This window comes from Hymenobacter tenuis, from assembly GCF_054780495.1.
The window spans coordinates 1,950,709-1,964,794 of the sequence record NZ_BAAGWF010000001.1 but is presented as its reverse complement, the minus strand read 5'-3'; the positions used below and the strand labels follow the sequence as shown (position 1 = coordinate 1,964,794).

Genomic DNA, 14,086 nt, shown 5'->3' with positions numbered 1-14,086 from the left:
AGCCCCGCCAACAGGGGGCGGGGCTTCTCCGGAACTATAGCAGCTGAGCGGCGTGGTTCTTAGTATCGACTTTGGTAATGACTTTCTCGATGGAGCCCTGCTCATCAATCAGGAACGTGTAGCGCATGGTGCCCATGTACTTGCGGCCGTACATTGACTTTTCCTGCCACACGCCATAGGCCTCCACTAGTTTCTTGTCTTCATCCACGAGCAGCGGAAAGGGCAACTCGTGCTTGGTAGCAAACTTCTGGTGCGATTTCTCAGAGTCGATGCTCACGCCTAGCACCTGAATGCCGGCGCTGAGCAGACTATTGTAATTGTCGCGTAGGTTGCAGGCCTGGGCGGTGCAACCGGAGGTATCGTCTTTGGGATAAAAGTACAGCGCCACTTTGCGGCCGGCGTAGTCCTGGAGGCGGTGAGTGATGCCGTTTTGGTCGGGGGCTTCGAAGGCCGGAGCCTGCTCGCCAACTTGAGGTAAAGCCATTGCGCAGTTGTTTGCGCGAAGGTAGAACGGAAGTTTGGCTTGCGCTAATCAGATGCGGAGGTTTGTGCTAGGGCTTGCTGGCTATGGGCTGGGGCGTGAAGATGAGGTTCTCAACGGGGAAGCCTAGCTCGCGGGCGTGGGCCACCAGCCGGTCGCGGATGCTGCGGTCGAGGTGGGGCGTCCGGCTCAGGATCCAGAGGTTTTTGCGGCCCGGCTCGCCCACCAACGCATAGCGGTAGTCTGCAAGGTCGAGGTCCAGCACCCAGTAGTCGCCTTCAAAAGGCCAGAAAAACTGTACTTTAAGTTTGGCGTTGGTCTTGTCAATGGCGCGGGCGGTGCCGGTAACGGTTTCGGCGGGGCCATTAAGGCTTTCCTTATGGCAGGTGTTCACCACTTTCACCTTGCCATTGGGCTGCAGCTTGTACTGCGCCGTTACGTGCTGGCAGCCCTTCTCGAAGCGGGTAGGCAGGCGAGCTACTTCATACCAGAGGCCGGAGTATTTGTGCAGGTTTACGTGGTCTACGGTGGGCAGATGGGGCTGCAGTTTACGACGGGCATAGGAGTAGGCCGCCACCCCCGTAGTCAGGACGGCCGCTGCAGCGGCAAACAGAACAGGAGGACGGCGCTTGAGCAGGTTAGCCATACGAAAGAAAATATAAGTGAATTGCTGGGTTTACGGGGCCAGCTACTCCTAAGATGCTGCCTACCATCAAGAAGACCGACTACTAGGCCCATGAAGCCACGCACCCGTACGCGGAGTTGCGGGCGTACTATGACTAGGGGCTGGTGCCGCCGGAAGTCAACAGTAGCAGTCGACTTGCGAGCGGCTTCGTATAGAAGGCGTTATCCTTTCTTTCCTGCATATGTTGCACCTGGAACAACTCACGCTCAATATCCCGGAAACTACCAAGCCGCGCGTTGTGATAATTGGCGGCGGCTTTGGAGCTGTTAATTTAACGAAACACCTGCCCGACTCGGAGTTTCAGGTAGTGATGCTAAGTAAGCAGCACTACCACGGCTTCTGGCCGCTGCTGTATCAGGTAGCCACGGCGGGTCTGGAGCCCGAGTCGATTGCCGAGCCCATCCGGAAACTGTTTGATGATCAAAAGGACTTTCACTTTCGCTTTGTGCGCGTCACGGGCGTAAATCCGGCCACCAAAACCGTCAGCACTCTTATTGGAGAGGTACGCTACGATTACCTGGTTATTGCCACCGGCACTAGGTCAAATTACTTCGGCAACGAGCAGATCAAGCAGAACGCCTTCGGGCTCAAGCACCTAACTGATGCCGTAAACCTGCGCAGCCAGCTACTGCAAAGCTTCGAGCAGGCCAACCTAACCCGCGACCCTGAGCTTCGCCAGAGCCTGCTCAATATTGTAATTGCTGGCGCTGGCCCAACGGGGGTAGAGCTAGCAGGCTCATTGGCCGAAATGCGCCAGCACGTACTGCCTTGCGACTACCCGGGCCTCGATTTCAAACAGATGAACATTTACCTCGTCGATGGCTTGGACAGGGTGTTGCCGCCCATGTCGCCGGAATCGAGCCGACATACGCAGAAGTACCTGGAGGAGCTCGGCGTTATCATCAAGCTCAACAAGCTGGTGGATTCCTATGATGGGCAGACGGTGACGTTTAAAGACGGGGAGCAGATTAAAGGCCAGACGTTGGTGTGGGCCGCAGGGGTAACCGGCGCCACCATAGAGGGCCTGCCCGCCGAGACCTTGGAGCGGGGCCGCTACCTAGTAAATCAGTTCAACCAGCTGGCGGGCTTCGAGGACATTTTTGCCATCGGAGATGTGGCCTTAATGAAGACGGAGAAGTGGCCAAAAGGGCATCCGCAGGTGGCTCAGCCCGCCATTCAGCAGGGTCAGTTACTAGCGAAAAACCTAGTGCGCCAACGCCGCCAGCAGGCGTGGCAACCTTTTGAGTACTTTGATAAGGGCTCTTTAGCTATTGTGGGCCGCGCCCGCGCCGTGGCCGATTTGCCCGGAAACAAAAGCCTGAGTGGCTTTATTGCGTGGCTGGCGTGGCTGTTTGTACACATTTACTACCTAGTAGGCTTTCGCAACAAGCTCATTGTGATGACGAACTGGCTGTATCGGTTCTTTACGTACCAGCGCGGCACCCGCATTATCATCCAGCCCTACATTCATCCTAGCGACAAAGTTGGGGCGGAGTATGCGCGGCATCATGCTGCTGATTAAAGCTACTAGCTATCTATAACTGCCAAAGCCACGGGGCGATACTCAAGGTGAGTATCGCCCCGTGGCTTTGGTTTGAGTGTGAAGGCAGCAGGCTTACAGCGTTACGTGAATCACCTTCTCGTTGCCGGCTTGGTCAGTGAGGCGCAGCGTGGCCGGCCCGCGCAGGGCGGGGCCGAGCTTGTCATCGCGCTCCGTAAAGAGGGTCGAGTTTTTGTGCTCGAAGCGCAGCATCCGAAACTGCCCATTCACCTCCAGCTTATAGCTGGCCAGGCCTGAAAGGTCATCGCCTACCTTAAACACCACGCCTCCGGGGCCCCGGCTGATGAGGCGAGCCGATGGTGGAACGGTATCAGTAAGAATGCGAAACTGGCCAAAGGTTTTGATGGGCGCCGTGATGGTATTGCCCTGCCATTTGCCGCCTACGTACGCTCGCCCGCCCTTGGCCGTAACGCTATAAATAGCCGAACGGGCCTGGTCCAGCACTGGGGTTTCGGGCTTAAGCGTGAGCGCCAAGGTATGGTACAGCGGCGTACGGGGTTGGTGTACCGTCCAGAGGCCCGCCTTGTAGCTGGTCTGGACGTAGAGGGTGTCGTACAATGTTTGGGGGCCAAAACCCAGGTTTAGGTTCGCCGTTGAGAAGCCAAACTCCTGCCCCGATGGAATCAGGGCCTGCCGCTCAAACCGCTTGGTAATGTTGCCAAACTGCAGGGAGTCGGGCCGGCCGGCGCGCAAATCGTAGAGGTACACGTTCTGGCTTTGCTCCGTGTAGCTGGGCTTGAGCGTAAGGCGGCGGCTTCCCTTAAATAAGGTCAGGTTTCCGCCTACAGCAGCAGTGTCGGGGTCGGCAGCGGTGGCTACCAGCATGTTGCGGCTGATATCGTAGCGTAGGGCCGGGGTTTTTACGGCGGCCGAGCGGGTTTTGTGGTACGTTGGCTCCTGCCCGCGCAGCACAAAGCGCAGCGGCGTGGTGTTGCCATACGAGTCGCTCATCTTAACCTCCACGCTATAGGTTTTGCCGGCTTCCACGCGCAGCTTACCTTTCTCGGGGCCGGCGGTATAAATGCTCAGGTCGTTGCCATCATCTACGAACAGCTTTTCCAGCTGCCGACCCTGGGTTGCCCGCCACTCGTAATCCATGTGCTGGTTTACTTGCCGCGAGCCATCCGGAAACGGAATATTATCCACCACATGGCTGTAGAGCGGCTGTCCGTTTACTAGCACCTCCACCTTCTGAAACCCGTTTTTATTCCAGGCCTGATCAAACCGGTCGAAGCCCTGGACTAACAGCCCCACGGTGCCATAGGCCGGAATGGTATCGGCCCACACGTAGCCACCCCCACCCGGCAGTGGAGGCGCCTTTGGTACAAATACTGCCTTCCCAAAGCGGCCCTGCACCCGGCTCTCAATGCCCAGCGCCTCTACGGCAAACGCCTGCAGACTAGGTGCCACATGGTCCTGAATCTCGGTAAAGCCGCCCCACTGCAAGGGGTTTAGCTGGTTATCGTCGGCGGTGCGTACTTCCCAGTGCAAGTGTGGCCCCGCGGAGCCGCCCGTATTACCCGAAAGCGCCACCACCTCGCCTCGCTTCACGGGGAACTGCTCGGGCTTGAAGAACAGCTCCAGCTCATAGGTCTGCTTTTCGTACTGGCGTCGGCGCATTTCCTCGGCCACCGGCCCCCGGAAATGGTTGAGGTGCCCATACACCGTAACCAGCCCGTTGGGGTGCGTGATGTAGAGCACGTTGCCGTAGCCGTAGCTGCTCTGCTTCATCCGGGAGATGTAGCCATCGGCGGCGGCGTAAACGGGCAAATCTACGGTGCCATCGGTCTTGATGTCGAGGCCGCCGTGGAAGTGATTGGGGCGTAGCTCACCCATGCTGGCGGCCAGAAAATTCTGCTTGCCCGGCTTAATCGGGAAAAGAAAGTAGCCTGGCGCTACGGCTGGGCGCGGGCCGGGGCCCGGAGGCTGGGCGGCTTTGGGTTTCTCCGTTGAGTCGGGCTGGTGGCTGCCGCAGGCGGCGGGCTGCAACCCCATCAGCAACAGAATAGGCAACGCCACACTTAGCAGGAGGCGCGGCCGGTTATTCAATATAGCAGGCATTCAACAAGTAATCAGCAGGAAAAAGAAGGCGGCCGCAGGGCCTCTTTAGCAGAGGCTAGCCATTATCGTGCCTCCCAGGCTAGCAGCCAGGGAAGACGGTGCCCTCTCAGGAAAAAGACTAGGGGTTACTTTACGGCCAAGTCCAGTAGTTTCTCGTTGGCCAGGTAGCCCGTCAGTTGGTCGCCGATTTTCACCGGACCTACACCGCTGGGCGTACCCGTGAAAATCAGGTCGCCCATTTTGAGGGTAATAAACTGGGATATGTAGCTGATGATCTTGTTGAAATCATGCAGCATCAGGCCCGAGTTGCCTTGCTGGCGTACCTCGCCGTTTACCTCCAGCCGGAAGTCAATATTCTTCAGATCAGGGAAGGCAGCTACCGGCTTAAACTCCTGCGAGATTGGCGCCGAGCCATCAAAGCCTTTCGCCAGCTCCCAGGGTAAGCCCTTGCTTTTCAGCTTGCTCTGCAGGTCGCGGGCCGTGAAGTCGATGCCCAAACCGATGGCATCGAAGTACGTGGGGGCAAATTTCTCGTCGATGTTCTTGCCGTTTTTGCAGATGCGTAGTACCAGCTCTATTTCGTGGTGAATGTCTTGGGAGAAATCGGGCATGAAAAACGGCTGGTTGCGCTGGAGCAGGGCCGTATCGGGCTTGGCAAAAATGACGGGAGCGTCCGGCGTTTCGTTCTGGAGTTCAGCTATATGTTCAGCGTAGTTGCGGCCGATGCAGAGTATTTTCATGGCAGGTAAGCGGGTGCGGGCGTTGGGTGGGTTCAGGCAACAAAAGACCCTAGTACTGGTAAAGCGAGCTTTTGCCGCTGCGGGTGCCTAGGGGCCTGTACCCTTAAAAGCCAAAAATAGCGTTTAATTCGCGGCCCCGAAACCCCTGTTTGGCCAGCTCCACGCTATGCGTCGGGCGGCGGCAAACATTTTGCCTGCTGCCTCACGTATAGCAACTCACCAACCCGGGTCCACTCCAGGGCATGTCCTGCGCAGCAGCCCGGATAGGTCTCTCTTCCTTTTTACTTACGTGCATATGAAATTCCAAAATCTTGCGTTGGCCGGCTGTCTGTTTCTGTCGGCGGCCTGCTCCACCGTACCCATTACGGGCCGGCGGCAGCTCAGCCTTGTTTCGGATACAGAAATGAACACCATGGCCGCCACGGAATACCAGAAGGTGCTGTCATCCAGCCAGGTAGTGAGCAGCGGTACTCAAGCTCAAATGGTAAAGCGGGTGGGGCAACGCATTCAGCAGGCCGTAGAAAGCTACTTCCGCCAACAGGGCCAGCAGGCACAGCTAGAAGGTTACCAATGGGAGTTTAACCTCATCAATGATAAGCAGGAAAACGCGTGGTGTATGCCCGGCGGAAAAGTAGCCGTGTACACCGGTATTCTGCCCATCACGCAGGATGAAACCGGCCTGGCCGTGGTAATGGGCCACGAAATTGCCCACGCCGTAGCGCGTCATAGCTCCGAGCGTATGAGCCAGCAAATGGCCACGCAGGGTCTGGGCGGCGTGGTATCGACGGCGGTAGGCCAGAACCCAACGGCTATCCAGAATGTGTTTTTGCAGGCCGTAGGAGTGGGCTCCTCGTTAGGAATGCTGAAATATGGCCGCAACCAAGAGTCGGAGGCCGACCGCCTAGGCCTTATATTTATGGCCATGGCGGGCTACAACCCCGATGATGCCGTAGCGTTCTGGCAGCGCATGGCGGCCCGCGAAAACGCTGCCTCGCCACCTGAATTCCTGTCAACTCACCCCTCCAACGACACGCGCATTGCTGACATTCAGAAGCAATTGCCCGAGGCCCGTACGTATTATAAAGGCCGCTAAACGTGGTCTGCTGAATTAGCTACTAATGAATCGTTTCCTGCGTTATATATCTTCTCCGCTGCTAGGGGTGGCATTGCTGCTAACCGGCCTGAGCGCCTGCGAAACCACTAAGCGCGGCTTTCCGGAGGTTAGCTCGCCTTCCACCGACCAAGACGTGGTAAACCGGCGCAAGCTGGAAGCTACCAGTAAACAGGTGGCTGCCGTCTCGGAAGGGAAAATCCAGTTTATTGTACCGCGGGAGCAGTTGTCGGCCGCCTTTACCCGCGAGTTCGGCGACGGCACCGCCATCGATAAAACGGTGATTCGGAAAGTGCAGGAAACGCCCAAAGACAAAGCCATTTACTATCTGGTGGGCATGGGGCTGCGCAACGGCATGTACCGGGCCATGGCCTTGCCCTTGCAAACTTCCTCTGACAATAGCCTGTACCTGACCTCCAACGCGGCCCGTTACATCATAACGGGCGTGGGGTGCACGTTCTGCTTTTTCAACTTCGAGAAAAACGAAATTGTGGGCACTACCTGCGAGGAAAACACCGGCGGCAGCAGCTGCGACCTGCGCGTAGAAGAAACCAACAGCTTTTTCCCCCGTCGGTAGCCATGCTCAGCCGCAAATGGATTCTGCGCCTTTCGCTTACGGCCCTTGCCCTACTGGTAACTACTGACCGGCGCCGCCCTAAACCCGAGCCACCAAAGCCACAGAATACATAAGCAAAAAGGCCCGCCAGAAATGGCGGGCCTTTTTGTGGGTACAAACGAAAAACCAGGCTTACGCCAGCCCTTCCTGTACCAGCTCCACGAAGCGCGCAATGCGGTTTACCAGCAGGTCGGGGTTGACCTTCTCGAGCGGGTGTGGGGTGTTCATGAGGATTTCGAAGGTAGCGCGCGGCATATGGTCGACGTAGTACTGGGAGGCATCTACGCCAGCCGTTTTGTCAAGCTCACCCACTAGTACTTGCACGGGCACTTCCAGCCGGGCCAGATTGGAAGTTGTGAGCAGGGGGGCTTCACCGAGGTTGCGCATCAGGGAGGAGGTAGCGGCTAGCAGTTCTGGCAGTGGGGTAGGAGCATGAAGCTTTTCAAGCTGCTCAGCAAACTGCGGGGCCTTTTCGCGCATTTTCTCCGCGTCCAGAAAGCGCGTTTCGGCTACGGCCGTGGCCGGCGACCAGTCGAACTTGGTGCCTAGGGTAGTGATGCTGCTGAACAGCTCGGGGGCCTCGGTGGCCGCCGCCAGCGCCGCATAGCCACCCATGCTGTACCCAAACACGTGCACCGGTGGCAAGGTGTTGTCCCGAATAAACGCCATAACCTCGCGGGCCATGTGTTTCATGGTAAACTCATTGGCCACCAGTGGCTTGCCTCCGTGTCCTGCAAATGAAAACGAAAGCACATTATAGAAGGGGGGCAGCTCTCGCGCCAGTGACTTCAGCTGAGCTTCAGAGGCCAGGGCGCCGTGCAGAAGCAGAATAGTATGTTTCATGTAGTAGGGAGCCGGGGTACTAGCCTCTGCCACAGGCCAAACCGCTCAAAAGGCGGTTTAACCCATAGCGGCACCTAGTGCCCGCGGCCCCGTGCGGGCGGTTACTTGGTCACTTCAGTGGCTAGCTCCGTCAGGTTCAGCCCGTCAAAAGTGCCCGACGACATCATTAACAGGTTGGCATCCTGCCAGTTTTGAGCGTGCAGAAAATCGGCTAGCTGCCGGCTATCAGTAAACACCTGCAAATCGGGGCGTTGGAAGGCTTGCTGCACCGCTGCCGGCGGCAGGGCCGGGAGGCGCTTGTGTTCCAGCACATGCGGGTTAAAGTACACCACGGCCACATCGGGCGTATCAAAGGTGTGGGCGTACTGGGGCAGGAACTCCGGGTTGAGGGAGCTGAATGTGTGCAACTCCAAGCAGGCCACCAGCTTGCGCTTCGGGAACTGCTTTTTGAAGGCCGAGGCCGTGGCTTTGAGTTTGCTGGGAGCGTGCGCAAAATCCTTGTACACTACGGAGTTGCCTCCTTCCTTTACCAACTCCAGGCGGCGGGCTGCTCCCTTAAATGAGCCTAGGGCTTCGTAGAAATCTTTGCCCTTAATGCCGAGCTGCTTACATACTTCCTTGGCCGCCGAAATATTGCGCAGGTTATGCTCGCCGAACACCTTCACGGGCACTTCCTCGTCGCGCTTGGTGAGCAAGAACGTCTTGCCGTCGCGGATAACGTGCTCATGCGGACCGTAGCCGATATAGGTGACATCGGGGTTGCTAGGCACCGTTACCAGCTGAACCTGTTCGTCGTCCTGGTCATAGATGAGCGTGCCCGCTTTGGGCGTCATCTCCGCAAAAATCTTGAACTGCTCGCGGTAAATTTCCTCCGTTGGGAACACGTTGATGTGGTCCCAGCTGATGCCGGAAATAACGCCGATGTGGTGCTGGTACAAATGAAACTTGGGCCGCCGGTCAATCGGCGACGACAGGTATTCATCGCCCTCAATAATGATTATGGGAGCATCTTCCGTGAGCTGCACCATCAAATCGAAGCCTTCCAGCTGGGCGCCCACGGCATAATCAAATTTGCGCTTGTGGTAGCGCAACACATGCAGTATGAGGGAGGTGATGCTGGTTTTACCGTGCGAGCCGCCTATAACAATGCGCTGCTTATTCTTTGAGGCCTCGTAGATATACTCCGGAAACGAGTACACCCGCAGCCCTAGCTCCTGGGCTTTTAGCAGCTCTGGGTTGTCTTGGCGGGCATGCATGCCTACAATTACGGCATCGAGGTCGGCGGTGATTTTCTCTGGAAACCAGCCTTCTTGGGCCGGCAGCAGCCCAGCAGCCATAAGTCGGCTTTTGGCCGGCTCAAAAATCTCATCATCGGAGCCCGTAACGTGGGCGCCGCTTTTGTGCAGGGCCAGGGCCAGATTGTGCATAATACTGCCCCCGACGGCAATCAGGTGCAAACGTTGGAGCGAAGAAGGAGTAGCGGCCATTCAGGAAATAGATAAGCAGGCGGCAAAGGTAAGCTGATTGGGTGAGAGGTGCAGAGGCGCGGGGCTAGGGGGCATAAAAAGCCCAACCAGCCCCATAAAGAATACATAGAAAGCTTGGTCGGCTACACCTCGGTCAATCTGAAAAGAAACCTTTCCCCGCCATTCCAGATTGTAAGCCTCAGCCGTTAGCTTTGTACCCCTTTGCGAAAAATTGGGCGGCATGCCGAAGGAAATTTCTCGATGCATCTGTACAAACCGCCCAAGCTGCTTACCTTGTAGTGCTTACTTAAGTGATGAACGACCGGATGGATGACCGCCTAAAACTATCGGCCTCGCGGGCCAAAGCTGCCTGGAACAGCCGCCCCTCGGCCGTTCCAATGGGCGGTCCGGCGGGCAAGTTGCCCCCCCAGGCCCTGGAGCTGGAGGCCGCTGTGCTAGGTGCCCTCATGCTCGAAAAGGATGCCCTCACCACCGTTATTGATATTCTGAAGCCCCAGAGCTTCTATAAAGACGGCCATCAGCGCATTTTCAAGGCCATTCTGAACCTGTTCGACAAGTCAGAGCCGATTGATATTCTGACGGTTACGCACGAGCTGCGCGAAATGGGCGAGCTGGAGTCGGCGGGGGGCGCGCACTACGTGGCCAATCTCACCTTCAAGGTAAACTCGGCGGCCAACATCGAGTACCACGCCCGCATTATCACCGAAAACGCCATCAAGCGGGAGCTGATTAACATTGCCAGCACCATTCAGCGCGACGCGTTTGAGGACACAACCGACGTGTTTAACCTGCTGGATAGCACTGAACAATCGTTGTTTGAGGTGTCGGAGTCGAACATTCGCAAGAACTTCGACGATATGCGCAGCCTGATGGGTAAGGCCATTAAGGAACTGGAAGAAAAGAAAGATCAGAAGGATGGCCTCACGGGCGTGCCTAGTGGCTTCTCGGCCCTCGACCGCGTAACCAGCGGCTGGCAACCCTCTGACTTGGTGATTATTGCGGCCCGCCCCGGTATGGGTAAAACCGCTTTTGTAGTCTCGGCCATGCGTAACGCGGCCGTGGAGTTTAAAAAGCCGGTGGCCATTTTCTCGCTGGAAATGTCGTCGCTGCAGTTGGTAAATCGTCTGATTTCGGCGGAAGCGGAGCTCGACTCTGAAAAGATTAAGAAGGGCAACCTGGCCGACTACGAGTGGGCTCAGCTCAACCACAAGATTTCAGCCCTGTCGTCGGCGCCCATTTATATCGACGATACGCCCGGCCTTAGCATCCGGGAGTTGCGCACCAAATGTCGCCGCCTTAAGGCCCACCACGACATCCAGATGATCATCATCGACTACCTGCAGCTGATGACGGGTAACACGGATGGCAAGGGTGGGGGCAACCGCGAACAGGAAATTGCCTCTATTTCGCGGGCTCTGAAGGGTATTGCCAAGGAACTGAACGTGCCGGTGCTAGCCCTGTCGCAGCTCTCACGCTCCGTAGAAACTCGCGGCGGCGACAAAAAGCCGCAGCTCAGTGACCTTCGGGAATCGGGCTCGATTGAGCAGGACGCTGACATGGTAATTTTCTTGTATCGACCTGAATACTACAAGATTACCGAAGATGAAATGGGTAACCCAACCCAGGGTACCGGCGAAGTTATCATTGCCAAGCACCGAAACGGCTCTTTGGAGACGGTGCAGCTTAAGTTTATCGGCCGCTTTACCAAGTTTGCTGACCTAGACGGAGCGGGCGGTTTCGGTGATGCTGGCTTCAACCCCGGCGCCTTCCCAAGCAGCACCTTCGATGACGACGCTTCAGGTTTTGCACCGAATACCATTCGCTTGGGCTCCCGCATTAACAACGACGGCCCGCCGCCCGCGCAGCCCTTCCCCCGCAGCAACTTCGATGATGGCCCGCCGCCCTTTTAACCGGCTCAGGCTCAACCATACAAGCAAAAAGCGCCTCCGGATTACTCCGGAGGCGCTTTTCGTTTTTCACTAGGCCGTTGGCTTGCAATAAGCCGGCTTAGCGGTTACTCTATACTTCGCTGCCAAAGTCGTTGTCGTAGCTGCGGCCACCATCAGAGGAACTGCTGCCCCGGTAGCCAGTGCTGCGGTTCGCCATAGATGATTGGTTGGTTGAGCCAGACCCGGAGCCGTAGCCGGAAGACGAGCTAGTGCCCGACGACTTGCCGGAATTGCCCGACTGGTAGCTGCCCCCTGCTCGCGACTGGTTTTCACGATCGAAGCCGCTAGTTGATGAGCTGCCGGAACCCATATCGGAGCGGCGGCTGGAGTCAGACTGAGAGTTGTAAGAGCCGTAGGGCTTGTTGCCGGCACTGTATTTCTGTTCAGAATGGCCATAATCAGAACTGCTGCCCCTCGGGGTACCGGAGCCGCCAGCGTATCTGTCAGAGTATTTGTCTGATTTAGAGGATTTACCTGAGCGCAAGGCCAAGTATCCGATGCCCGCCAAGGCTACGGCCCCTGCTACTTTTTGCGTGGTGCTCCACTTATTGATTTGCTCCCAGGAGTTAGGCAGGAAATCACGAACGCCCTGTGGCAACTGATCCATTACCTTTTGCAGGCCTGCTTGCTCCATCCAGTTCTTGCTTCCGCCCGATGATTCGCGGCTCGAAGAAGGGTTGTTGGAGGAAGTATGGCTAGCAGAAGAAGAGGAATCGGTGTTGGATTTATTCTGATTTCCGGCAGAAGATGCCTGAGGATTCTGGTTTTGGCCGGCGGCTGATGACGAGCTACCGGTAGCATTGCTTGAGGTGGGATTGGCAGATTGGTTGGGTTCCATGATAGTTGTGTTAAAGGTACATACTAGAAGCAGCCAACCTGGCTGTTGCCTATCTATGCGCAAAACACCCCTATCAGGTTGCGGAAAAAGCTACTTTTTTCATTGAATGCCTCTATTTTGTAGGCTGATACTCAGCACTCAAGGCCTATTGTTGAGGCTCACTAGGGGTGGTTTCTGCCCAAGGCCTAGCCAAACATCCCAACAGCATCTTTACTGGGTAGCGCCGTTTTGCCCATCAGAAAAACATCCACCTGCCGGGCCGCTTCCCTACCCTCCGAAATGGCCCAAACCACCAACGACTGCCCCCGCCGCATGTCGCCGGCCACAAACACGTTGGGCTTGTTAGTGAGGAAGTTGTCATCGGTGGCGGTGCGCACATTGCCGCGCTCGTCCAGCGCTACCCCTAGTTGCTCCAGCAACCCCTCGTAGCGAGGTGAGATGAAGCCCAAGGCTAGCAGGGCCATGTGGCAAGGTATTTCGCGCTCCGAGCCCGGTACCTCCGTGAAACCCAGGCGGCGGCCCAGTACGTCCGTTTCCCACGTTACATCCGTAACCAGTAGGGCGCGCAAGTGGCCGTGCTCATCTCCTAGGAAGGCTTTGGTGTTAATGCCCCAGTAACGCTGACAGCCTTCTTCGTGCGAGGTGCTGGTGCGGAAAATGGTAGCGGGGTAGTGGGGCCACGGGGTGTGCGCCGGGCGCTCAGCAGAAGGCTGCTGCATAAGGGCAAACTGCGTGACCGTGCGCGCCTGCTGGCGGTTGGCCGTGCCTACGCAGTCGGAGCCCGTATCGCCGCCACCGATGACTATCACCTCCTGGCCTGTGGCTATAATCTGGGGCTGCTCAATAGGAAGTTGACTTACGCGGCGGTTGTGCTGGGTGAGGTAGTCCATGGCAAAGTGAATACCCGCTAGCTCCCGGCCCGGAATGGCCAAGTCGCGGGGCACGAGGGCGCCGCCGGCCAGTACCACGGCATCAAAGTCGCGTGTGAGCTCCTCGGCCGGAATGTCCTTGCCAATTTCACAGTTGCAACGAAACACTACCCCATCGTCTGCCAGCAACTGCAAGCGCCGGTCAATCACCCATTTATCCAGCTTAAAATCCGGAATACCGTAGCGCAGCAGCCCGCCGGGCCGGTCGTCGCGCTCAAATACCGTGACGCTGTGGCCGGCCCGCACTAGCTGGGCGGCAGCGGCCAATCCCGCTGGCCCGGAGCCTACTACGGCTACGGTTTTGCCCGATTTTAGCACGGGTGCTGTGGGCTGCACGTAGCCCTTCGTAAAGGCTATTTCGATGATGTGCTTCTCGATTTCCTCAATGGCTACGGGCGCGCTGTGAATACCAAGCACGCACGCTGATTCGCAGGGAGCCGGACAGATACGGCCCGTAAACTCCGGGAAGTTGTTGGTGGAACTCAGAATTTGGTAAGCCTGCTCCCAATCCTCGCGGTACACGGCATCATTAAATTCCGGAATGATATTGCCCAGCGGACATCCCGAGTGGCAAAACGGAATGCCGCACTCCATACACCGCCCCGACTGCTGGCGCAGCTGCTCCTGGGAGTATACCCCCACAAACTCATTGTTGTGCCCCACCCGCTCCTGCGGCTGTGCCTTCGCCGGTAGCTCCCGCTGAAATTCCTTGAAACCTATGCTATTACCCATGATGGATAGAGTTTTCTGTGGTTGACTTTACGAGCTAGTGCTAGGCTCCTCTC

Annotated in this window: 12 protein-coding genes; 4 read left to right on the top strand and 8 right to left on the bottom strand. The window is 57.1% G+C overall.

Annotated elements, in window-relative coordinates:
• Positions 1-34 precede the first annotated feature (34 nt).
• Positions 35-484: a peroxiredoxin gene (gene bcp / locus ACYVGU_RS08540; protein WP_460621692.1), complete on the bottom strand. Its 450-nt coding sequence runs from the start codon at positions 482-484 to the stop codon at positions 35-37.
• A 67-nt stretch (positions 485-551) separates the two neighbouring features.
• The gene (locus ACYVGU_RS08535; RefSeq protein WP_460621691.1) at positions 552-1,127 is read right to left on the bottom strand and encodes a lipocalin family protein; all 576 of its coding nucleotides are present in this window, start codon (positions 1,125-1,127) and stop codon (positions 552-554) included.
• 220 nt (positions 1,128-1,347) lie between these two features.
• Here ACYVGU_RS08535 and ACYVGU_RS08530 point away from each other — a divergent pair, with 220 nt between their 5' ends.
• Positions 1,348-2,688 carry an NAD(P)/FAD-dependent oxidoreductase gene (locus ACYVGU_RS08530; protein ID WP_460621690.1) on the top strand — a complete coding sequence of 447 codons (1,341 nt, stop codon included), beginning with the start codon at positions 1,348-1,350 and terminating at the stop codon, positions 2,686-2,688.
• Between the two features lie 93 nt (positions 2,689-2,781).
• On the opposite strand, the gene ACYVGU_RS08525 is transcribed toward ACYVGU_RS08530, so the two are convergent.
• The gene (locus ACYVGU_RS08525) at positions 2,782-4,788 is read right to left on the bottom strand and encodes a M23 family metallopeptidase (RefSeq protein WP_460621689.1); all 2,007 of its coding nucleotides are present in this window, start codon (positions 4,786-4,788) and stop codon (positions 2,782-2,784) included.
• 125 nt (positions 4,789-4,913) lie between these two features.
• On the bottom strand, positions 4,914-5,528 hold the full coding sequence (locus ACYVGU_RS08520; RefSeq protein WP_460621688.1) for a fumarylacetoacetate hydrolase family protein: 615 nt from the start codon (positions 5,526-5,528) through the stop codon (positions 4,914-4,916).
• Positions 5,529-5,823: 295 nt separating this feature from the next.
• On the opposite strand from ACYVGU_RS08520, the gene ACYVGU_RS08515 reads away from it, so the two are divergent.
• The gene (locus ACYVGU_RS08515; protein ID WP_460614394.1) at positions 5,824-6,621 is read left to right on the top strand and encodes a M48 family metallopeptidase; all 798 of its coding nucleotides are present in this window, start codon (positions 5,824-5,826) and stop codon (positions 6,619-6,621) included.
• Between the two features lie 25 nt (positions 6,622-6,646).
• A complete protein-coding gene (locus ACYVGU_RS08510) occupies positions 6,647-7,216 on the top strand; it encodes a hypothetical protein (protein ID WP_460614393.1) in 570 nt (189 codons plus the stop codon).
• 171 nt (positions 7,217-7,387) lie between these two features.
• Here ACYVGU_RS08510 and ACYVGU_RS08505 read toward each other — a convergent pair whose 3' ends face one another.
• Both ACYVGU_RS08505 and ACYVGU_RS08500 read right to left on the bottom strand, forming a co-directional pair.
• A complete protein-coding gene (locus ACYVGU_RS08505; protein WP_460621687.1) occupies positions 7,388-8,098 on the bottom strand; it encodes an alpha/beta fold hydrolase in 711 nt (236 codons plus the stop codon).
• A gap of 101 nt (positions 8,099-8,199) precedes the next feature.
• Positions 8,200-9,585 (bottom strand): UDP-N-acetylmuramate--L-alanine ligase, encoded by a 1,386-nt coding sequence (locus ACYVGU_RS08500; RefSeq protein ID WP_460621686.1) that lies wholly within the window; start codon positions 9,583-9,585, stop codon positions 8,200-8,202.
• A gap of 377 nt (positions 9,586-9,962) precedes the next feature.
• On the opposite strand from ACYVGU_RS08500, the gene dnaB reads away from it, so the two are divergent.
• The gene (gene dnaB, locus ACYVGU_RS08495) at positions 9,963-11,495 is read left to right on the top strand and encodes a replicative DNA helicase (protein ID WP_460614773.1); all 1,533 of its coding nucleotides are present in this window, start codon (positions 9,963-9,965) and stop codon (positions 11,493-11,495) included.
• 109 nt (positions 11,496-11,604) lie between these two features.
• On the opposite strand, the gene ACYVGU_RS08490 is transcribed toward dnaB, so the two are convergent.
• Positions 11,605-12,372, bottom strand: a complete 768-nt coding sequence (locus ACYVGU_RS08490; RefSeq protein ID WP_460614389.1) for a hypothetical protein — start codon at positions 12,370-12,372, stop codon at positions 11,605-11,607.
• A 185-nt stretch (positions 12,373-12,557) separates the two neighbouring features.
• Positions 12,558-14,033: a glutamate synthase subunit beta gene (locus tag ACYVGU_RS08485; RefSeq protein WP_460614388.1), complete on the bottom strand. Its 1,476-nt coding sequence runs from the start codon at positions 14,031-14,033 to the stop codon at positions 12,558-12,560.
• Positions 14,034-14,086: the final 53 nt, after the last annotated feature.